Consider the following 19,638-nt stretch of genomic DNA (forward strand, 5'->3'; position numbering starts at 1 on the left):
ATGGTGAGGCTCTTGCTATCGCGGCCTGCCCGGTGCGGCCTTGATCTGCCGCAAGGCGCACCCGGCTAGTAGTCGCCCGGATTCATGATCATCGGGCTTCTCGTGTCGGCCGGTGCGAGCGCGCTGCTGGCGCTGTCGCGCAGGAAGCGGTCGAGCGTTGCCTGGATCTTCTCCTTGACCGCGTCGGGGCCGCGATCGCTCATCTCGGTGTGCTGTGCGCCGGTATGGACGATGTCGATGCCGCGCGCCTTCGCCTCTTCCGGCGTCGGCAGCACGCCGGGATCGGTCTGGAAGTGCGGATCCTTGGAGCGGAACGACAAAATCTTCAAATGGTCGCTGAGCACGAAAGGCACCCGCAAATTGTCGAGCGTGATCACCTTCGACACCAGCTCCGGATGCTGATGGGCGACATACATGGAGACGTCGCCGCCATTGGAATGCCCGACGAGGGTGATGTGGTCGTAATCGACGTTCTCCTGCCGCCGCTTCAACTCGCCCAGCGTGAAGAGGATGTTGGCCTCGCAGCGAATATAGACCTCGCGCCGGCCGACATATTGCTGGCCGACATGGGTCATCAATGGCGGATCGCTCGGCAGGTCTTGCTGGAGGCTGGCAACGAGATAGCCACGCGCGGCGAGCACGTTGGCAAGGAAGGAATACTCGGTGGCCTTGACGGTGTTGCCGTTGCTGATGACGGCAAGCGGGAGCTTCCAGAGGCCGAGATTGGCCTTGTTCTCGTAATCGCGCCGCACCGCGATCTCGACCGAGATCGGCCGCTGGCGGGAGGCGTCGAACAAGGACAACGTCTCATGGCGGATCGCGAACCGGCTGACCACGAAATACTGGCCGACGCCGAGAACGCAAAGGAACGCCAGGATTGCAAACACCCTTTTCATGGTCCGTCTCAATCACTTTCGGCTGAACATGGTCATTGGGAACTCCCGGATCGAGCGATCGTGAGCAGGTTACGGGATTAAATTTAGGCAAGTCTGTGAGAAGCGCCGCAAAAGGGCCGCATCAAGGCATGCGACGGCGGCGGTTCGCGCGGCTAGAGGCAGCCGCCCGTGCCGTGTTCTGGGCAGAGCCTGAACGCGCTCGACAACGTGAACAGGAAACGCGGGCTGCGGCGCTCGTTGTCCGGCGCCCGGTAGCTCAAGGGGACGGCCACGCCGAAATCGGCCAGGAAATCGTCCGGCAGGAAGAACCGCACGCCGGCCCCGGCCGATGTCAGCGAGAGGCCGTCGCCCAGACGGTAGCCGTCGTTCCAGACCGCGCCAGCGTCGCCAAAGGCGTAGAGCTGATAGCCGCTCCAGTAGCGGAAATTCAGCTTCTGGTCGAAGCGCACTTCGAGCGAGCCGGCAAGACCGTTGTCGCCGCTGATCTCGGCCGCGCCGTAGCCTCGGCCGAAGGCCGCGCCGCCGAGATAGAATTGCTGCGAGGTGAACAGCGGCCGCGATGCGGTCTGGCCTGCCGCCGAGAGCTTGAGCGACCAGGCGTCGTTCAGCGTCTGATACCGCGTGAACCAGAAATTCAGCACGGAGAAGTTCGAGGACGCGCCGTCGCGCGACAAGAGATCGTCGTCGAAATGCGAGGCGCCGAAGATGTCGAGGCCCTGGCGGTAGGTCATTGTCGTGAAATTGGTGCCGCCGAAGCGATCCTGCAGCCGGTAGTCGGCGGTCAGGCTCGCGGTCCTGATGTGGTCGTTGTACCAGGGGCCGTAAACATCGTGCTCGGAGACGTTGCTGAAGGTCGTCGCCGCTGTCAGCGTCAGCGTGGAGGATTGCGACTGCAACGGCACGATGCCGGCACGCAGCTCGAAAGCCTCGGTCGTGGTGATGTCGCTGTCGAGGCGGCGGGCGTCGCCCGGCCGCACCGCGCTGTACAGGACCGACGCGCCGAGACGCACGCCGTCGACGCCAACAGGCGCGTCATAGGAGAGGCGCGCAAAGCCGAGTTCGCGTGGATCGTTGGCAATGGTCGACAGGTTGACCGCCAGCGTGTCGCCGGGCGTGAGATAGGAGTTGAACGCGCCGGTCGCGTAGGTCTGCCAGGGGCCGACCGAGGACGAGCCGAGATTGTCCAGACCGAACGACGTGAAAACGTGCCAGGTCTTGACATAGACCGTGAGACGGAAGCGGCCGGTCGCGCCGCCAATCTCCTTGAGCGCGGTATCGGTGATCCGGACACCCGGCCTGCCGTTGATCAGGAAGAGCTGGCGTTCGAGCGTTGCGAGGCGCGACGGCTGTTCGGCCAGAACCGGAGCGAGCATCGGCCTCACGCCGAACTGCTCGGCGCCGTCGCCTTTCAGCTCGGCGTCCACGATGGCGCCTTCGATCACCTGGACGCGGACACGACCGTCGGCGATGTCCTGCGGCGGCACGATCGCGCGGCTTAAGTGGAAGCCGGCGGCGCGATAGAGATCGCTGATCGCGCCTGCGATCGCGGCGAGGTCGGCCTGCGAGACCTTCTTGCCGAGATAAGATTGATAGACCGTAGCGATGCGATCGCCGGAAATGGCATGGGCGCCGCTGACAGTGACGCCGCGCAGGACGAATTGCGGCCTGGTGTCGCCGCCGGTGTTGGGCTGGCCAACCGTCGGCAGTCTGACCGCAGGACGTCTCAGCGATTCCTGTTCGGATTGGTTTTCAAAGTATTTCTCCGGCTGTCGCGGATCGAAGCCGGGCTGGTTCGCCTGCTGCGCGAAAGCCTGCGGAACGCCCGTAAGAATTGGTGCCGCGAACGCCAGCGCGGCGAGGACATGCCGCTTTGCAACCTGGGTGACGAACCGCTCTCCGTAGTTCAACGGAGAAATTCCCATGAGCCGGTAAAGGTTCGCTAGCCGCATGATTTTTCTTAGTTTTTTATGGTCAATGAAACGTTAATGGTACCTGCCGACCAGTTGCTTCCCGCTAATTCTATGTTGAGTGATTTCGGATACGTCGGGGTCCGCCTGTAACGGGGACTGAGGGTCATCATGCGCGGCAGAGTTGGAATGCGGTGCGCCTTCGTGGCTGCGCTGATCCTGGGAATGGCTTCTGCTGCGCACGCTGCGGACGATGGTGTCTGGTCGGTCAGCAAGTCCTCAGGCGAGGTCTGGCTTGCCACCGATGGTGCGCAGCCCGTGTCGCTGAATCAGGACGGCACGCTCAAGCCGGGCGATACCATTCGCACCGGCCGCAACGGACGCGTGCTGCTCGTCCGCGGTGAAGAAACCATTTTGATCTCTCCGAACTCGGTGGTCGGCTTACCCGCCGAGAAGAAGGAGGGGCTTTCGACCACGATCATCCAGCAGGCGGGCTCGATCCTGCTCGAGGTCGAGAAGCGTAACGTCAAGCATTTCGAGGTCGAGACGCCCTATCTCGCCGCCGTCGTCAAGGGAACGCAGTTTAGCGTCACCGTGGGGACAGGCAGCACCAAGGTCGGCGTGCTCCGCGGCCAGGTCGAAGTCTCTGACTTCAAGACGGGACAGATCGCCCAGGTCATGCCGGGACAATCGGCGACCGCCTTCGAGCACGGCAAGCCCGGCCTCAGCCTGGGTGGTGCCGGTACCTTCAATCCGATCGAGCAGGGCAAGCCGCGTGCCTCGACGATCGAGCGCGTCCCCGTGCCGAAGTCGGGCCTGTCGGCGCCGCGCAATGCGGCCAACGGTCATGCGATCCACGCGCTTGGTCCGATCGACAAGGGAGCGAAGGCAGTCGGCGCGCCGAAGCAATCGCATCAGGCGAGCGGAGCCCACGCGCCCAAAGCCGGCGTCGTCCGCATCTCGAGCTCGCTCGGCGAGGTCAAGCTGAACTTCCACAAGGTCACGAACGGGCTTGCTCACGGCGCGACTGCTCCCGGACAGGTGCGCAACGCGAACGCCAGCACCAATACCGAGACGGTCTGGAGCGATAGCAAGACGAGCACGACGACAACGGCCGCGAACAGTTCGACCGTGACGGCCGCTACCACGAGCAGCAGTGCTGCTGCGGTCAGTGCCACCTCTTCGTCGACAAGTGCGACGACGACTGTTGCGACCAGCGCTGGGTCGACCAGCGATGCGTCAGGCAAGAATGGCAACAATGGCAATGGAAACGCCGGCAACAACGATAACGGGAATAACGGCAACAACGGAAACGGTAACGGCAATAGCGGTGCCACCGGGAACGGCAAGGGCAACAACGGTAACGGCAACGGAAATGGCGGCGGTAACGGCAGCAACGGCCACGGTAACGGCCGGCACTGACGCCAATTCCAAGGGGTGAGGGGGCGCACGCGCTGAAGCGGGTGTGCGGGAGGATCGGGTGAAACGCTATCGGCCGCATATTCTGGTCGTGATCGCGCTGGCGGTCGTGCTGTCCACGGGATGGCATGGCGCGCTTCGCAATGCGCTCACCGATCTGCGTTTCGCCTGGCAATCGCGTCCGGCGACCGGCAACGTCGTCGTGGTGGCTATCGACGCGCCCTCGATCGACCAGATCGGGTTTTGGCCGTGGCCGCGGCGGCTCCACGCCGAGCTGTTGCACAGGCTCGAAGCGGCGGGCGCGCAGGACGTCGCCTTCGACGTCGATTTCAGCACGCCGTCGGATCCGGCCTCGGACGCGGCCTTCCTCACGGCGCTTCGCGAAGTCGGCGGTTCGACGATCCTGCCGTCCTTCAAGCAGCCGGCGCCAAACGGCGGCACGGCGCACATCAATCGTCCCTTGAAGCCATTCAGTAACCAGTCGTGGCCGGCCGTCGTCAATGTCGCGATTGAATCCGACGGGCTCGTCCGCCGTTATCCGGTTGGTGAAAAGCTCGGCGACTCCCAGATGCCGTCGATGGCCGTCGTGCTGGCCGGGCAGGACGCCAATCGGCGGCCGCCCTTCCTGATCGATTACAGCATTCGCGCGTCCTCCATTCCAACCGTCTCCTATTCCGACGTGCTGCGCGGCGACGCCGCGACCCTGGACAAGTTGAGAGACAAGAAGATCATCGTCGGCGCCACGGCGCTTGAGCTGGGCGACCGGTTCAGCGTTCCCAACGGCAAGATCATCTCGGGGCCCGCCCTCCAGGCGCTCGCTGCGGAATCGATCCTGCAGAACCGCATGCTGCGCTGGACCTCAGATGCCGGCATGTTCATTGGCTTGGGTCTGATCTGCCTGCTGATGATGTATTCGTGGCGCCGCTTCGCACCCGGCGTCCGCGTCGCGGTCCTCGTTGCAGCGGGGGCCGGCATCGAGCTGGCCGCTGCCCTCGTGCAGGCAAAATGGCCGCTCATCATCGACACGTCGCTGTTTCATATCGCGATCATCGCCTATCTGACGGCGATCGCGCTCGACGAGATCGATTTCCGCGGTCTTCTAGGGCGCATCGCCGAAAGCCGCTTTCATCGTATCGCAATGTCGCTCGGCGACGGTCTGGTCTGCACCGACGAGGATCACCGGATTACGGTGTGGAATCCCGGCGCGAGCGCGATCTTCGGTTACATGCCGGCTGAAATGATCGGGCAGCCGTTCGAGGCGCTCTGTGCGGTGCCCGCGGATGCCGGCGCAAAGACCTTCGCCATGCGTGATGCGGCGCGCCAGGCGCTGCTGGTGCCCGGCGGTGCCGTCGTCGTCGAGTTCGTGGGCCGGCGCAAGAACGGCGAGACGTTCCCCGTCGAAGCGAGCTTCTCGGGCTGGCAGGGAACGGACGGTTTCCAGTACGGAGCGATCCTGCGCGACATTTCGGTTCGCAAGCGCGAAGCCGAACGTGTCCGATATCTTGCCGAACACGACGCGCTGACGGGGCTTGCCAACCGCAATATGCTGCATGCCGGGCTGGTCGACATGATTGCGGATGCGGAGCGGCGCTCCTGCGAGGTTGCGCTGCTGGTGATCGGGCTCGACGGCTTCCAGCGCATCAACGACATGCTGGGTCATTCCGCCGGCGACCTCGTGCTGCAGGCGGTCGCTGATCGCCTGAAGGAGCAGGCCGGAGATCGCTCAGTCGTTGCCCGGCTCAGCGGCGATGAATTTGCCATTGGGCGCGAAAGCGCAGATGGCGGCGAGCCGATTGCGGAGTTCGCCGAGCGCATCACGCGCGCGTTCGAGGCTCCGCTCACGACGGGCACGCGCCAGCATCGCGTGCGGATCAGCCTCGGCGTCGCCGTCTATCCGGAAGGCGGGCACAACGCCGACGATCTCCTGAGCAACGGCCATCTCGCACTTACCAAGGCGAAGCTGACGCGGCGCGGCAGCCACGTGATCTTCGAGAACGCGATCCGGCAAGAACTGGAGAACCGGCTGACGCTGGAGAGCGAACTGGCGCTTGCCGCAGACCGAGGCGAGTTTGAGTTGTTCTACCAGCCCCAGGTTCGGCTGGTTGACGGCGGCCTGGTCGGCGCTGAAGCGCTCATCCGCTGGCGGCATCCCCTGCGCGGCCACGTGTCGCCCGGCGAGTTCATGCCGGTGGTCAACACCTCGGCGCTCTCCGAGCGAATCGCGACCTGGGTGATGGAGACTGCCGCTCGTCAGGCGCGCGCCTGGGAGTTGTCAGGCAGCAGCGTGCGCGTCGCGATCAACCTGTCGCCGTCGCAGCTCCACTCCGGCGATCTCGCGCATTCGGTTGCGACCCTGCTCGACACGACGGGGCTCACGGCCTCGCTGCTCGAGCTCGAGGTCACCGAAGACATCCTGCTCCATGACGAGGCTCGCGTGCTCGACATGTTCAAGCGGATCCAGCAGCTCGGCGTGCGCATCCTGTTCGACGATTTCGGTACGGGCTACGCTAGTCTGAGCTATCTGAAGAAGTTTCCGCTGGATGGCCTCAAGATCGACCGCTCGTTCGTGCTCGACCTGCTCGCCGATTCCGACGATGCTGCGATCGTCGGATCGACGATTGGCCTCAGCAAGCAGCTCGGTCTGACAGTCGTGGCCGAAGGCATCGAGAATCGCGCCACGGCCGACTTTCTGGTCAGCATGGGATGCGAGGAAGGGCAGGGCTATTTCTTCGGCCGTCCGATGCCTGCCGCGGCGTTCGAGACACAATTTCTCACCGCTGAACTCGAAGCCGTCAGCGCCGCCTGAAGCGCCCTCGATAGCGGCCGCTAGCGCCGGCGCGCGACCGCCACGCCAAACAGGAAAGCGACGAACAGACTCGCCAAGGGCGCTTCGCGCGTGATCGCTGCGACAGTCGCGAGCGATCGTCCGGGCTTTCGCGCCTCATCGATTGCATGGGTGAGACGGTCGACGGCGGCGTGCAAGCCTCCTGCGACCTCGCCGATGGTCTGGGAGACGTCGGTTGCTGCGTCCATGGCGCGTTCGGCCATGCCGGGCTGGGGACTGGGCTGCGGTATTTCCGTGCTCAAGCGCGCGATCTCCGAACCTGACCGAAAGATTGAGACCGGCACCTTTGGCTATCCGCGCGAGCGCTCGTTTTGGAACAGCGGGCCCGAAGACCTTTGGCTATCCGCGACAGGCGCCGTTTTGAACGGCGGGTGCCGGCCTTGCAGTGGAAATGCGCCGTACGCCAATTAGTTCCGGCGGGACGCATTTCGTTGCGAAATCCCCGGGAAACGACGGGTGCGAATCTCTGTTAGGCTGGTGCAGCCTTGCTGAACTCGGGAGATTGCCGTGACCGACCGGACCATGGACCGAGCCCGGCGCATCGCCTTGCTCGGCGCGCCCATCGACATGGGGGCCTCGCAGCGCGGTACCTTGATGGGCCCTGCGGCGCTGCGCACGGCCGGCCTTGCGATGCTGCTCGAAAGTCTCGATTTCGACGTCGTCGATTACGGCGATCTCTCCGTCGCCGAGGTCACGGACCTCGCCGACAGGCCGCCCGTGAAGGCAAATCACTACCGCGAGATCCAGCGCTGGACGCGCGTGCTGAGCCGCAGAGGCTACGAGATCGCGCAAACCGGTGCGTTGCCGATCTTCCTCGGCGGCGATCACACCTTGTCGATGGGCTCGGTCAATGCGATGGCACGTCACTGGCAGGAGCGTGGGCGCGAGCTGTTCGTGCTCTGGCTCGATGCACATGCCGACTACAACACGCCGGAGACGACGATCACGGCCAACATGCACGGCATGTCGGCGGCATTCCTGTGCGGCGAGCCGGGCCTTGACGGCCTCCTGGGCGACGATCCGCGCGCCTCGATCGATCCTGACAGGCTCGATCTGTTCGGCGCACGCTCGATCGACAAGCTCGAAAAGGAATTGATGCGCGCGCGACGGATCAGGGTCGTCGACATGCGCCAGATCGACGAGTTCGGCGTCGCCGTCTTGATCCGCCGCGTCATCGAGCGGGTCAAGGCGAGCAATGGCGTGCTGCATGTCAGCTTCGACGTCGACTTCCTCGACCCTTGCGTGGCGCCGGGCGTCGGCACCACCGTGCCGGGCGGTGCGACCTATCGCGAGGCGCATCTGATCATGGAGCTGTTGCACGATTCCGGCGTGGTCGGATCGGTCGACATCGTCGAGCTCAATCCATTCCTCGACGAGCGTGGCCGGACCGCGCGCACGGCGGTCGAACTGATCGGCAGCCTGTTCGGCCAGCAGATTACCGATCGGCCGACGCCGAGCAACGCGATCGCCCCGGGGGAGTGAATCAAGCTGCTTGCGTTTGTGCGCTGCAAGGAAAGGAACTGCTCCTGCGGCCGCTGGATTTAGACCAGCCCCGATCAAAATCGTTGGCTTTTGAAACAGCTGCGAATTGCAAATACCGCAGTCGGATTGTTTGATGCGGGCTCAGCGCCAGCGGAGGGCCCGCAATGAGCAGTACGATGCATCCCGACGACAATCCCGTGACGACCACGCGCCGCCGCCTCCTGACCACCGGTTCGGCAGCCATTGGAGGTGCCGTTCTCGGCGCGGGCGCTTCTGCGGCAGCGGAGACGGACAATCTTCCGCCCAACGTTCCTGAGTGGATGAAGGCGCCGGGCGACCCCATGGGAAGCCAGCCTTACGGCGCGCCCTCGCCGTTCGAGAAGGGGGTAGTCAAAAACATCTCGAAGACTCTCAAGCAGTACATCTCGGCGTCCAGTCGTACGCCCTTGCAGGAGCTCGACGGCATCATCACGCCGAACGGGCTGTTCTACGAGCGGCATCACGGCGGCGTCCCCACCATCGATCCGGCGCAGCACCGGTTGATGCTGCACGGGCTCGTCGAACGGCCGCTGATCTTCACGATGGACGATCTCAAGCGATTTCCATCGGAGTCGCGCATCCACTTCCTCGAATGCTCCGGCAACCCCGGCTACAGCAGGCCCTACGGCAAGACGGCATCGGACCTCGTGGGTCTGGTGAGCTGCGCGGAGTGGACCGGCGTCAGCCTGAAGCTGGTGCTTCAAGAGGCCGGGCTGAAGCCGGAGGCCAAGTGGGTGATCGCCGAGGGCGCCGATGCGGCAGCGCTGACGCGCAGCATCCCGATCGAGAAATGCCTCGAGGATGCCATGCTGGTCTACAGCCAGAACGGCGAGCGGCTGCGGCCCCAGCAGGGCTATCCGCTGCGGCTGCTCCTGCCGGGCTTCGAAGGCAACATGAGCGTGAAGTGGCTGCGGCGCCTGCATGCGACGGCAGAGCCCGTCTATTCGCGCGAGGAGACGTCGAAATACACCGATCTCTTGCCGGACGGCACCGCACGCGAGTTCTCCTTCTACATGGAGGCGAAGTCGATCATCACGCGTCCCTCGGGCGGCCAGCGTCTGGGCGCGCCGGGCTTCCACGAGATCACCGGCATCGCCTGGAGCGGACATGGCAAGATCGCGCGCGTCGAAGTGTCGGTGGACGACGCCAAGAGCTGGCAGGAAGCGCGCTTGCAGGAGCCGGTGCTGACGCGTGCCCTGACGCGCTTCCGTCTGCCGTGGCAATGGGACGGCAAGCCCGCCGTGATCCAGAGCCGCGCGATCGACGAGACCGGCTATGTGCAGCCGACCCTGGCCGAGCTGCTTGCAGTGCGCGGCGAGAATTATTTCTACCACAACAATGCGATCTGGCCCTGGCGCATCGCTCAAGACGGCGAGGTGACGAATGCGCTGGCGTAACACTTGCGGCGTGGTCTCTGCGATCCTCGCCGGCATCTGGGTAAACGTAGCGCAGGCACAAAGCCCCTTCGGTATCGGTCGGCCGGCAACGGCCGCCGAGATCGCAGGCTGGAATATCGACATCGGCCGCGACGGCAGCAATTTGCCGAAGGGAAGCGGCTCGGTCGCTCATGGGCGTGAGTTGTACGCTCAGCAATGTGCCTCGTGTCACGGCGACAAAGGCGAAGGCGGCCTGGGCGACCGGCTCGCCGGCGGACAGGGCACGATCGGAACGGCAAAGCCGGTCCGAACCGTTGGCAGCTACTGGCCTTATGCGCCGACATTGTTCGACTACATCCGCCGCGCGATGCCGCAGAATGCGCCGCAATCGCTGGGCGACGATGACGTCTATGCGGTGTCGGCCTACGTCCTGAGCCTGAACGGGCTTGTTGCGGCGGATGCGATCCTCGACGCCAAATCGCTGGCGGCCATCAGAATGCCGAACCGAGACAAATTCGTCGGCGATGCGCGTCCGGATGTGAAGAAGTGACCTATGGGAACGATCAAGTTCCGGGCTTCAGCTCGGAACTTGCCAAAGCTTAAGGGGAACTTGCGAGGACCAATTTGAATTAACCTGCGAGAGGAAACAGAGTGGGTCTTTCTATGGCAATGGATCGTTTCGCAAACTCCATGTCCTCGGCGCTTCGCCATCCCGGCGTGATTGCGCTGATCGTGGCCGGCTTGACGATCGCTGCAATGTTGATCGTCGACCACGGTCCTTGGAACCGAGCCAAGACTCAGCCGGCCCATGTCGCGATGTACGCAACCACGGGCGAGGCTGCGCGTGCCGCAGGCGCCGCAGTGCTTCCGACTGAATCGAGGTCGTCGCTCGAACCGGCGCGGCCGGGGCCGAAAACATCCCCGACTGTCAATCCCGTGACGCCGTAGCTCGCGGATCGCGACGCCGTCGAGCCAAAGCCTGCGTCGAACTCGCTCCAGGTCCGCGCGCAAGCCCCACTCCAGCCGCAACTGTTAAACTAGCTTGGGATCGTCGTGAATCCCGAAGGGGCGCGGCCGGCCCTGGCGTTCTTGGTGGGAAAGGGCCGTAGAAACGGATTGAGGATAGCCATGATCTTGCCAGGGATCGTCGCGAAATCGCACCAGGCTCTGACATCTTTGGCCACAATCCGAGCCGAGCTTCCGGCCATGCAATTCTTGGCCGTGATTTCGATTCTGGCGCTGCTCACGTTGAGCGGCGCTGCCATTTCCGATCAGCTTCTGACGGCCGATCAGCACGCCGCGCAAGGGGTGGAGTAGCGCGGCGGGCGAGGGCGCTTTTGTCTTCTGGGGGGACGACAGCAATGCTTTCGATTGATCAGTTTCTGCGGTTCATCGCCGTGCCGGCCGTGTTCGCGGCCTTCATCATCGCCTCGCAGATCTCGGCGGCGTTGTCGCCGCACTAGTCAGCCGATCAGGGACGAGCCGAGCAGCGCGAGGACGGCCAGCGCCATCAGCGCCGTGCCGAGCCAGCCCAGCGCGATCAGCCATGACCGCGCCCGGAAGCGGCCCATGATCGCGCGGCTCGAGACGATCAGCATCATCATCACCATGATCGGCACCGCGACGACGCCGTTGAGCACCGCGCTCCACACCAGCATGTGGATCGAATCGATCCCGGTGAAGCCGAGGCCGAAGCCGATCGCGGTCGCGGCGGCGATGATAGTGTAGAACCCGACCGCCTCGTCCGGCTTTGCCTCCAGCGTGGCGCGCCAGCCGAAGATCTCCGCGACGCCGTAAGCCGCCGAGCCCGCCAGCACCGGGATCGCGAGCAGGCCGGTGCCGATGATGCCGGTTGCGAACAGGGCGAAGGTGAAGTTGCCGGCGAGCGGCCGCAGCGCTTCGGCCGCCTGCGTCGCCGAACTGATGTTGGTGACGCCGTTGGCGTGCAGGACCGACGCCGTGGTCAGGATGATGAAGAAGGCGATGACGTTGGAGAGCAGCATGCCGGAGATGGTGTCGGCCCTGATGCGCGCAAGCTCCGGCTTGCCGCCGTGCTTCAGCTCGCGCAGCGGTTGGTCGTGCTTGCCGCAATTCATCTCCTCGACCTCCTGGGAGGCCTGCCAGAAGAACAGATAGGGGCTGATGGTGGTGCCGAGCACGGCGACCACCATCATGAAATAGTCGGCGCTGACATTCGCCTTCGGCCACACCGCGGCGAGCAGCGCCGTGCTCCACGGGATCTTCACGGTGAAGGCGGTTGCGACATAGGCGAACAGCGCCAGCGTGAGGAATTTCAGCAGCGGCGAATAGCGGCGATAGGGCAGGAACACCTGGAGCAGGGTCGAGCCGGCCGCGAAGATCAGGGCGTGCTCGTGGTTGAGGCCGCCGATGACGAGCGAGAGCGCCTCCGCCATCGCGGCGATGTCGGCGGCGATGTTGAACGTGTTGGCGGCGACGAGCATGGCGACCAGCGCCAGCACCGCCCAGCGCGGCGCGATCTGCATGACGTTGGCGGCAAGCCCCTTGCCGGTGACGCGCCCGATCTGCGCGCTGACGAGCTGGATCGCGATCATGAACGGCGTGGTCAGGAAGACCGTCCAGAGCAGTCCATAGCCGAATTGCGCCCCGGCCTGCGAATAGGTGGCAATGCCCGACGGGTCGTCGTCCGCCGCCCCGGTGATGAGGCCCGGCCCCAGCCGTTGCAGCAGGCTCGGCGTGGATTTCGTCGGGGTCAGGGCACTGTCGGTCATGGACAAGGGGGCTCGGGGTCGGTGCGGCGTCTTTTTAGCAAATGCAGGGGAGGGAACAAAAGTTCCTCGTGGCCATCCGCGGATGGCCACCCCTCGCACATTTCTGATTATGCTAAATTCGCTTGACCCGTCGGGCAAAACACCTGTAGATTGGCATCATCCCGAAAGCTTCGAAGCGCTGCCGCCCGGCAGCGAGCCTGGCCGCATCCGCCGGCGGAATCCGGGCGCGCGAACATGCGCAGGCCCGCCTCGCGATCTATTTGACGCTGACGAACATGCCCCAGGCCGCGGCGAGCGCCGCGCCGGAAAAGACGATCAGCGGGTTCTCGCAGAACGCGCTGCCATAGCTGCACATGTTCGCGCCGAACTGGCCGAGCTCGTGATGGCTCGCGGAGTAGAACAGTCCCGACAGCACCAGCAATGCAGCGGCGACGTAATACATCGCAATCTCTCCAGCGCCCTATGTCCGGGCGACATCATGTCTGCCCGACATGTCCCAGCATGGCGCGAAGAAATTTCGTTCCGCCGAATCCGTTTTGCTGCATTTGAGTTAAAGTTTGACCGTTCGGTGAAAGCACCTGCAAGATGACGGGATCAGGATGGCCGTCATGACGGATCGGGAAACAGAGATCTCGGCGGACGTCAAGGGCTGGTTCGCCGGCTGCGCGGCGGCAACGGCGGTCCTCTTTCTGTACGGACTGGTCGCGGCGCTCGCGAAGGGACTGACGTTTCCCTTGCTGTTCGCCGGGCTGTTCGTTGCCGCCGTCCACTTCGCTTTCATCGCCATGTTCACGGCCGTTCCGGCCGGACTGTTGATGTGGGGCGTGCGCAAGGCGCGGCTGGAACTTGTCGCGCCTCTGTTTGTCGCCTGCGGTGCGGCGCTGGGCTGGTCCGGTAATTATCTCTTCAGTCCGTTCGACCGGGACCGGATGCTCTATGCCGCCGCGGGCGCGGCTGCGGGCCTTGCTGCGTGGTATTGCAGCAGAAGGCCCTTGGCCAAGACGACGGAGCGCGCAGCGTCAGAGGGCGGGACGACCTAAAGAATGATCCGGAAAGATGCGCAGCGGTCTTCCGAAAAGATCAAGCGCAGACAACAGGCTAGAGCGCGATGACGAATCATCCTGATCTCGCTGCCGCTTAGTCCGGGGACTTCGGTAGCCGCGTGATCCGCTCTTCCTGATCCGCCATGGCGTCGTAGGCTTCCGCCATCCGCAGATATTGAGTGCGCGTCGCTTCGTCGGCCATCAGCTCGGACTTCGCGCGCAGCTCTTCGGCCTGGTGGCGGTGCCGGGCTGCTTCGCTCACAAAGTCCATGGGTGATTCCCTCCGGGGCGGGGTTGAGACACTTCACTTAACGCATGTGAAGGCGGAGGTTTCCATGGTTTGGCATATCTCGCCGATGTCGGATTCGCTGCACTCACGGGCACTTCTTGTCATGGAGGAAAATCGCAGGCTGCGCGAGGACAAGATGCGTCTCGACCGCGAATATGCCGAGCGGATCGAGGCGCTTCGCTTCGCGATCCTCGAAAGCGCGATGTCGCGCGCCGAGAGCAAGGCGCGCCGCGACAACAGGGGCTGAGGCCACCCAGGCAGGCGCAAGATTCTGACGAAACACGCCTGAAACAGTCCTGAAACCAGATCGTCCTGAACTCCTTCGCGTCCGGCCCCGACCAACGGAGCGAAAAGGAGACAATCATGATCCAGATCGGTTCGAAGGAAGAAGTCGCGTTTCTGCTGGCCCTGTTCGGCACCCATACCCAGCCCGTGAAAAAGCCGAAGCCGAAATCGCGGCAAGGATGAAGGATACCATGCCTGGCCTCGCCGAATGCCAGAGCCTCCTGCGCCTGTTGATCGCGAGGGGCGACCCCAAGGCCATCCCGCTCGCCAAGGGCGCCATCGATCAATATCTGAACACCGCGCCGGTCAGCGCCCGCGGGCGCGGCCTGCGCGTGCTCCAGCGCGATGCGCTCGATCAGTACGGTGTCGCGGTCGGCGTGCAGCGTTCGTTTGCCGAGACTGTAGATGCCTATATCGAGCGCAAGCTGGCCGAGGAATGAGGCGGCCGCGGGCAGCCAATCTTGCCACGCCCGTGCGCGGCTAGTTCATCTTGCGGCGCAGCTTCTGGATCACCTGCTGGAGGCTGGCTACATACTCTTCAATGAGGCGGCGAGCTTCCTCGGTCCGCGACAGCTTGGCGGGCGGCGGGTCCTGTATCTTTGGAGGCTGGCGATCCATGGTTACAAGCCGCGCTGTTTGTCAGGCGCTCGGCTTGATCTATCGCAAGGGAGCAGATCCTATTTTTCGAACCAGGACCGGATGGGAACCAATCGGCTTAACATGGGTTAAGCTTGCGGGCGTTCTGTCCGGAAGCGGTTGGCATGATGCCGAATGACCGGGAATGGATCGAGATCCTTGTCGAGACGCGGATGAGCCGCATCCGCGCCGGCAACCAGGCCACGCTCCAGATGCTGCAACGCTCCATCGAGATGATCGCGTCCGCGGAGGCGCTGCTGGCCGCACCCGTGCCCCGGGTCTGGCCCAGATCGCAAGATCGGACGGAAGAACTGTCTGAGCACCAAAGTGACGCCGATTAACCTGGGGCAGGGAAACGCCCCTGCGAGAGCTGTATTCTCCTCCGCATGACGGATGACGATGAAAAGCGCGAGGATTCCGTGGTGCATCTCTGCCGCCGCTGCCCGGAATGCGAGGCATGGCCGAGGCTCGCGGACAAATTCCTGGACCCGCGCAGCGGCACGACCGTCCGTGTCTACCTGTGCGCGTGCGGCAAGCGCACCTGGGGTGACTGAATTCCGCTGCAGCCTTTCCTCGAAAGGTGTATGGTCACGTCATCACCGGCCGAGGCTCTGCCCGTAGGCGTCGGTGGCTGAGAGACCGATCGCGCTCCCGCCTGCATGAGCGAAGGGAGCGCGGCCATGATCGGCAAATCACTCATCGACAGCGTGCACGAGCTGGCTGCCGAGATCAGCGAGCAGAATGCCCGCATCCGCGAGCTGACGGCGCAAGCGGCCAGCGTGCTGAAGCAGCCGCGGCCGGACACCTTCCTCGGCCGCAAGACCCATGAGCCTTTTCCGAAAGAACAGGATTTCAGGACGGGCGTGACGGATTGACGATGCGACCCGATGTGGCGCCGGACGCCGCCTGCTTGAGCAGGCCGATCTTGCGGCCGAGCTGCCAGACCTCGACATTTCCCTGCCGGGTGAACTGCCGCGCGAAGGCGAGCGCCTTCTCGTCCGACATCGCCTCGAACGCTTCGGCGGAGCGGAAGACGCCGTTCTCGCCGACCAGATAAGCGCGGTATTGCTGCGTCATGTCGGAGCCCTCAGGCCCGGCGAGCGAAGCCAGGACTCGATCTGTATCGCCGTCTCGTCCTGCCGCGCCTTGCGCAGCAGCATCTCGCGGCTGCGGCCCGGCGGCAGCGCGCGCGCCTGATCGCGCAGGCGTGTCACCTCTTCGGCCAGTCGCTGGTCGAGTGTCTTGGTCTGCTTGAATCGACGCCGCTTCTGCATGGCGCTGCTCCCTTGTTCGAGTGCGGGCGGGAAGCGCAATTGGCGTTCTCATCACCGATCGTTACCTCGGGCCTTGCGGTGATGGGTTAACCTTACGTTCCTTCCAGGCGGAGAGTCCGCATCATATGATACGTCGCTGCGAAGATTCTTTTGGCCAAGTCTGAGGCGTTTGAGCGAATTACTCATTTTACTGCGGTGCGATTTCTCAAGCTCGATTTTGAACAATGATGACCGCACGTCGTTGGCCAGACATCACCGGCCAAGGCTTTCGTCCGTAGGCGTCGGTGGCTGAGAGACCGATCGTGCTCCCGCCTGCAATGCGAGGGAGCACGCATCATGCGGATTTTCCGACCATTGCCTGTCGATCATGAGCAGGCCGAATTCATGCGGAAGTTGGCGCATGAATGCCGCGAACTGTTGAAGCAACCGCTGCCTGATACGTTTCTCGGACGCAAGACGATGGATGCGCCGCGGAAGGAAGACGGGCAGGGCGGGGAGGCGGATGGCGACGACCGCGCGGAGTGAGGTTTTGTGGGTGGGCGCTACGGCGGGTTAGAGTACGTTGCCGCTGAGACCGTATCTTCCTTGTCAGGTCCGCGTGCCACGATGCTCAACTGATCATCCGGCAAGGGGCGTTGCAGTGCCTTGGCTTCATCCCATGGTGCCCTGAGCCAAACATCCCATTCCTGCGCTGAAGTCAGGACCACGGGCATAGCTTTGGGGTGAATCGGTTCGACGATCGAATTCGGTGCCGTCGTGAGAAATCCATAGACCTGATGCGGTCCGGGGACTGGCTTTGACTTCGTACCCCGATCGCCGTTGAACGTGGTCCAGATACCGGCAAACGCAAACAGCGGTCGCGCCTCCGTGAGAGCGAACCAGACAACGTCCTTCTTCTTCGTCTCCGGGTTCGGCTCCGGTGCATACTCGGCAAAGCTGTTGACGGGCACGAGGCAACGGTGCTCCGACTTGAGCCAGGCGCGCCAATGCGGAGACGAGGTGTTGCGAATGTTGGTCACGGGCGGCCCGCCCGTGCGTGGCGGAGGGGGCATGCCCCACCGCATCATCACCATCTCGCGCTCGCCGCTGCCTGCATCGCGAATGACAGGCGCGGGGTAATCGGGAAACACGCCGGGCATCGGCGGCAAGTTGCCTTCATAGCGTCGGACCACGCGGAAGAGATCGGCGATGGCCGCCTGATTGGTGGTGATCGATTGTAGCAGACTTTTGGCCAGATCGCTTGCTATCAGATGTCCGGCCTGTTTGCGCGGACAAAGCCCGCTGGCCGAGATGGTGTTCGCTACGCGCGCTCCAAGCACATGGGCGACATTCTTGTTGCCAGTGTAATCTTCGGAAGCTCGCGCGTATCGACCGATCGGTCCTTCCATCTACTGCGTCCTGCAAGTTCGTGGGCAATCCGCCGAGCAACCTGCTCGCGGGCCGATTTCAGATCAAGTCGGCATGACGGCTACCGGCTGCTTGTACACGCCGCCCGATATCATCAAGCGCCAAGCGATGCGGGCAAACTTGTTGGCCAAGGCCACCGCGACCAACTTTGGCGACTTTCGCTCCAGCAGCGAAGCGAGCCATGGTGTGGGCTTATGACGGCCCTTTCGAATATGCCTCAGCAGTGCGGTCGCACCGACGATCAACGTTGATCGCAGTATAGAATCTCCAGCCTTTGTAATGCCGCCGAGCCTTTGCCGGCCGCCAGTTGAATGATCCTTAGGTGTCAGCCCGAGCCACGCCGCAAAGTCGCGACCCGATCTGAAAGTCTCGGGCGGCGGCGCTTTCATGCTTAGCATGGACGACCCAATCGGACCGACGCCGGGAATCGTCGCGATTCGCCTGCTGACATCATCGTCGCGGTGCCACTTCATCAGCTTGGCTTCGATCTTTGCCAGGCGGGCTTCGACCGCGGCATATTCCTCTGCTTGGAGTCGGAAGAGATCCTTTGCCATTTCCGGCAAACTGTCATCCTCGAGTACCCGTTTGATAAGTTGCGCGACATTCTGCCGACCGGCGGGGCCGACGATGCCAAATTCAGCCGCATAGCTCCTGAAAGCATTGGAAAGCTGCGACTTCACGCTGACCAGGCGTTCCCGCACAGTCATTAACATGCAGGCCGCTTGCCGTTCCTTCGATTTGACCGGTACAAACCGCATACTCGGCCGGGTGACCGCCTCGCACAGCGCTTCGGCATCGGCCGCGTCGTTCTTGCCGCGCTTCACGTAAGCCTTCACGTACTGAGGGGGGATCAGCTTCACCTCGTGACCGAACGACTGCAGCAGGCGCGCCCAATGATGGGAGCTGCCGCAGGATTCGATGGCGACGAGAACCGGTGGAAGCCGCTCGAAGTAGCGGATCATCTCGGCTCGCCGGAACTGGCGGCGGACCACCACCGCCTCATTCTCATCAACACCATGAAGCTGGAAAACCGACTTGGAAGTGTCCATACCGATGCGAACAGGAAGATTCATCAGACTTTCCTCTCATCTAGCTGTGACGCTGACAGCGCCATAGAACCGTGGGGATGAGAGGCCGTCCACACCAGCACATGAACGCGTCCGGCTCCTTTGGTGGTCATTTGATACATCGACGGACAACGACTTTCCCGGATGATGATCCGCCACTCTTTTATCCTTTGGTCCTTGACTCATTGTTCATGATTTGTTCTTATTCTGCCATCTTCGAACGGAGATGGCCATGGACAATCGCATCAATAAAATCCGCAGTATCATCAGGGCCTTACGCGTAAGTATGCGTGAGGCGGAAGCGGTCATGCACGAGCAGATCAAGCGTGACGAGGATTGCACCTTCGTTGCGGAGGAGATCATGAAGATGCGCGCGGTGATGAGCGGCTTGGTCCAGGAGCGGGAGCGGCTGGGCGACAACGAGCCCATCCTTGTGCAGAGTCTCTTCATTCCGCGTCGGCAGCCTGCACAGATGTCATCTGTTCGGCCTCTCAAGCGCAAGATCGTCGGGAGGCGATAATGGTGAAGGAGAGACCAAAGTGGTTTTCGGACAGCGATGATCATCCGGAATTCATCAAGGCCTTGGATAAAGCAAGGCGGCTTTCCTGTTACGAAGGCTGGTGTAGACCGAAGCTGCAATCAACGTGCTTTCCGCCATCATGTTCGGGGAGACTGCGTCTGCATTTGCGCGTGTTGCCGCCGCGAACGCCCTTCTCGATCGCGGCTGGGGCAAGCCGGTGCAGCCATTGGCAACCGATCAGGAGCCGCTTGAACTGATCCATCGGATCGAGCGCGTCATCGTCCATCCGGAGTACCCTCCAGCGATTACCAACGCGATCGATGAGGCCGCGACGCTGGAAGCGCCGCAAGCGGTTCTGCCTCGCGAAAAGGTGCTGCGATGAGCGTGAAAACACCGATTTTGC

Annotated in this window: 26 protein-coding genes; 15 read left to right on the forward strand and 11 right to left on the reverse strand. The window is 63.2% G+C overall.

What is annotated here, in order from left to right; translation table 11 throughout:
• Window positions 1-65 precede the first annotated feature (65 nt).
• Both BRAGE_RS0105085 and BRAGE_RS0105090 read right to left on the reverse strand, forming a co-directional pair.
• Entirely contained in the window at window positions 66-896 is an 831-nt protein-coding gene (locus BRAGE_RS0105085) for an alpha/beta hydrolase (RefSeq protein WP_027562453.1), read from the reverse strand.
• Window positions 897-1,048: 152 nt separating this feature from the next.
• Window positions 1,049-2,845: a ShlB/FhaC/HecB family hemolysin secretion/activation protein gene (locus tag BRAGE_RS0105090; RefSeq protein WP_027562454.1), complete on the reverse strand. Its 1,797-nt coding sequence runs from the start codon at window positions 2,843-2,845 to the stop codon at window positions 1,049-1,051.
• A 129-nt stretch (window positions 2,846-2,974) separates the two neighbouring features.
• Here BRAGE_RS0105090 and BRAGE_RS0105095 point away from each other — a divergent pair, with 129 nt between their 5' ends.
• Complete coding sequence (locus BRAGE_RS0105095) at window positions 2,975-4,225, forward strand: FecR family protein (protein ID WP_035729407.1); 1,251 nt, start codon at window positions 2,975-2,977, stop codon at window positions 4,223-4,225.
• Window positions 4,226-4,283: 58 nt separating this feature from the next.
• Entirely contained in the window at window positions 4,284-7,028 is a 2,745-nt protein-coding gene (locus BRAGE_RS0105100) for an EAL domain-containing protein (RefSeq protein ID WP_027562456.1), read from the forward strand.
• A gap of 20 nt (window positions 7,029-7,048) precedes the next feature.
• Here BRAGE_RS0105100 and BRAGE_RS0105105 read toward each other — a convergent pair whose 3' ends face one another.
• Complete coding sequence (locus BRAGE_RS0105105; protein ID WP_027562457.1) at window positions 7,049-7,309, reverse strand: hypothetical protein; 261 nt, start codon at window positions 7,307-7,309, stop codon at window positions 7,049-7,051.
• Between the two features lie 265 nt (window positions 7,310-7,574).
• On the opposite strand from BRAGE_RS0105105, the gene rocF reads away from it, so the two are divergent.
• The 5 genes from rocF to BRAGE_RS0105130 all read left to right on the forward strand — a co-directional run bounded on the left by rocF (window position 7,575) and on the right by BRAGE_RS0105130 (window position 11,281).
• Window positions 7,575-8,549, forward strand: a complete 975-nt coding sequence (gene rocF / locus BRAGE_RS0105110; protein ID WP_027562458.1) for an arginase — start codon at window positions 7,575-7,577, stop codon at window positions 8,547-8,549.
• A gap of 164 nt (window positions 8,550-8,713) precedes the next feature.
• The gene (gene soxC / locus BRAGE_RS0105115; protein WP_027562459.1) at window positions 8,714-9,985 is read left to right on the forward strand and encodes a sulfite dehydrogenase; all 1,272 of its coding nucleotides are present in this window, start codon (window positions 8,714-8,716) and stop codon (window positions 9,983-9,985) included.
• Window positions 9,972-10,514, forward strand: coding sequence for a c-type cytochrome (locus BRAGE_RS0105120; RefSeq protein ID WP_027562460.1), 543 nt, complete (start codon window positions 9,972-9,974; stop codon window positions 10,512-10,514). The genes soxC and BRAGE_RS0105120 overlap by 14 nt, the downstream gene beginning before the upstream one ends.
• A 113-nt stretch (window positions 10,515-10,627) precedes the next feature.
• Window positions 10,628-10,912: a hypothetical protein gene (locus BRAGE_RS56620; RefSeq protein WP_027562461.1), complete on the forward strand. Its 285-nt coding sequence runs from the start codon at window positions 10,628-10,630 to the stop codon at window positions 10,910-10,912.
• Between the two features lie 180 nt (window positions 10,913-11,092).
• On the forward strand, window positions 11,093-11,281 hold the full coding sequence (locus BRAGE_RS0105130) for a hypothetical protein (protein ID WP_027562462.1): 189 nt from the start codon (window positions 11,093-11,095) through the stop codon (window positions 11,279-11,281).
• Between the two features lie 146 nt (window positions 11,282-11,427).
• Here BRAGE_RS0105130 and BRAGE_RS0105140 read toward each other — a convergent pair whose 3' ends face one another.
• Both BRAGE_RS0105140 and BRAGE_RS0105145 read right to left on the reverse strand, forming a co-directional pair.
• Complete coding sequence (locus BRAGE_RS0105140; protein ID WP_027562463.1) at window positions 11,428-12,714, reverse strand: NRAMP family divalent metal transporter; 1,287 nt, start codon at window positions 12,712-12,714, stop codon at window positions 11,428-11,430.
• A gap of 256 nt (window positions 12,715-12,970) precedes the next feature.
• Window positions 12,971-13,156: a hypothetical protein gene (locus BRAGE_RS0105145; RefSeq protein WP_027562464.1), complete on the reverse strand. Its 186-nt coding sequence runs from the start codon at window positions 13,154-13,156 to the stop codon at window positions 12,971-12,973.
• A gap of 157 nt (window positions 13,157-13,313) precedes the next feature.
• Between BRAGE_RS0105145 and BRAGE_RS0105150 the strand changes: the two genes are divergently transcribed.
• Window positions 13,314-13,754: a hypothetical protein gene (locus BRAGE_RS0105150; RefSeq protein ID WP_027562465.1), complete on the forward strand. Its 441-nt coding sequence runs from the start codon at window positions 13,314-13,316 to the stop codon at window positions 13,752-13,754.
• Window positions 13,755-13,851: 97 nt separating this feature from the next.
• Here BRAGE_RS0105150 and BRAGE_RS54205 read toward each other — a convergent pair whose 3' ends face one another.
• Window positions 13,852-14,028 carry a hypothetical protein gene (locus BRAGE_RS54205; protein WP_156950834.1) on the reverse strand — a complete coding sequence of 59 codons (177 nt, stop codon included), beginning with the start codon at window positions 14,026-14,028 and terminating at the stop codon, window positions 13,852-13,854.
• 64 nt (window positions 14,029-14,092) lie between these two features.
• Between BRAGE_RS54205 and BRAGE_RS55695 the strand changes: the two genes are divergently transcribed.
• Window positions 14,093-14,293 (forward strand): hypothetical protein, encoded by a 201-nt coding sequence (locus tag BRAGE_RS55695; RefSeq protein WP_167336484.1) that lies wholly within the window; start codon window positions 14,093-14,095, stop codon window positions 14,291-14,293.
• 229 nt (window positions 14,294-14,522) lie between these two features.
• The gene (locus tag BRAGE_RS0105170) at window positions 14,523-14,771 is read left to right on the forward strand and encodes a hypothetical protein (protein WP_027562466.1); all 249 of its coding nucleotides are present in this window, start codon (window positions 14,523-14,525) and stop codon (window positions 14,769-14,771) included.
• A 40-nt stretch (window positions 14,772-14,811) separates the two neighbouring features.
• Here BRAGE_RS0105170 and BRAGE_RS55700 read toward each other — a convergent pair whose 3' ends face one another.
• Entirely contained in the window at window positions 14,812-14,949 is a 138-nt protein-coding gene (locus tag BRAGE_RS55700; RefSeq protein ID WP_167336485.1) for a hypothetical protein, read from the reverse strand.
• Between the two features lie 143 nt (window positions 14,950-15,092).
• Here BRAGE_RS55700 and BRAGE_RS0105180 point away from each other — a divergent pair, with 143 nt between their 5' ends.
• A complete protein-coding gene (locus BRAGE_RS0105180) occupies window positions 15,093-15,308 on the forward strand; it encodes a hypothetical protein (protein ID WP_027562467.1) in 216 nt (71 codons plus the stop codon).
• 339 nt (window positions 15,309-15,647) lie between these two features.
• Window positions 15,648-15,842, forward strand: a complete 195-nt coding sequence (locus BRAGE_RS47770) for a hypothetical protein (protein ID WP_084334722.1) — start codon at window positions 15,648-15,650, stop codon at window positions 15,840-15,842.
• Here the strand turns inward: BRAGE_RS47770 and BRAGE_RS47775 are convergent.
• Both BRAGE_RS47775 and BRAGE_RS0105200 read right to left on the reverse strand, forming a co-directional pair.
• Window positions 15,820-16,044, reverse strand: coding sequence for a hypothetical protein (locus BRAGE_RS47775; protein WP_051377695.1), 225 nt, complete (start codon window positions 16,042-16,044; stop codon window positions 15,820-15,822). The genes BRAGE_RS47770 and BRAGE_RS47775 overlap by 23 nt on opposite strands.
• Window positions 16,041-16,241, reverse strand: a complete 201-nt coding sequence (locus BRAGE_RS0105200; protein ID WP_027562468.1) for a hypothetical protein — start codon at window positions 16,239-16,241, stop codon at window positions 16,041-16,043. Before BRAGE_RS0105200 ends, BRAGE_RS47775 begins: the two co-directional genes overlap by 4 nt.
• A 336-nt stretch (window positions 16,242-16,577) precedes the next feature.
• Here BRAGE_RS0105200 and BRAGE_RS54220 point away from each other — a divergent pair, with 336 nt between their 5' ends.
• Window positions 16,578-16,766, forward strand: coding sequence for a hypothetical protein (locus BRAGE_RS54220; RefSeq protein WP_141263124.1), 189 nt, complete (start codon window positions 16,578-16,580; stop codon window positions 16,764-16,766).
• A gap of 17 nt (window positions 16,767-16,783) precedes the next feature.
• Here the strand turns inward: BRAGE_RS54220 and BRAGE_RS0105210 are convergent, their stop codons facing one another.
• Entirely contained in the window at window positions 16,784-17,629 is an 846-nt protein-coding gene (locus tag BRAGE_RS0105210) for an SOS response-associated peptidase (protein ID WP_084334714.1), read from the reverse strand.
• A 63-nt stretch (window positions 17,630-17,692) separates the two neighbouring features.
• Window positions 17,693-18,721 carry an IS110 family transposase gene (locus BRAGE_RS0105215; RefSeq protein WP_027562470.1) on the reverse strand — a complete coding sequence of 343 codons (1,029 nt, stop codon included), beginning with the start codon at window positions 18,719-18,721 and terminating at the stop codon, window positions 17,693-17,695.
• Between the two features lie 226 nt (window positions 18,722-18,947).
• Between BRAGE_RS0105215 and BRAGE_RS0105220 the strand changes: the two genes are divergently transcribed.
• Window positions 18,948-19,235, forward strand: a complete 288-nt coding sequence (locus BRAGE_RS0105220) for a hypothetical protein (RefSeq protein WP_027562471.1) — start codon at window positions 18,948-18,950, stop codon at window positions 19,233-19,235.
• Between the two features lie 124 nt (window positions 19,236-19,359).
• On the forward strand, window positions 19,360-19,617 hold the full coding sequence (locus tag BRAGE_RS47780; protein WP_231164092.1) for a hypothetical protein: 258 nt from the start codon (window positions 19,360-19,362) through the stop codon (window positions 19,615-19,617).
• Window positions 19,618-19,638 lie beyond the last annotated feature (21 nt).

The sequence above is a fragment of the Bradyrhizobium genosp. SA-4 str. CB756 genome, from assembly GCF_000473125.1.
GTDB lineage: Bacteria > Pseudomonadota > Alphaproteobacteria > Rhizobiales > Xanthobacteraceae > Bradyrhizobium > Bradyrhizobium arachidis.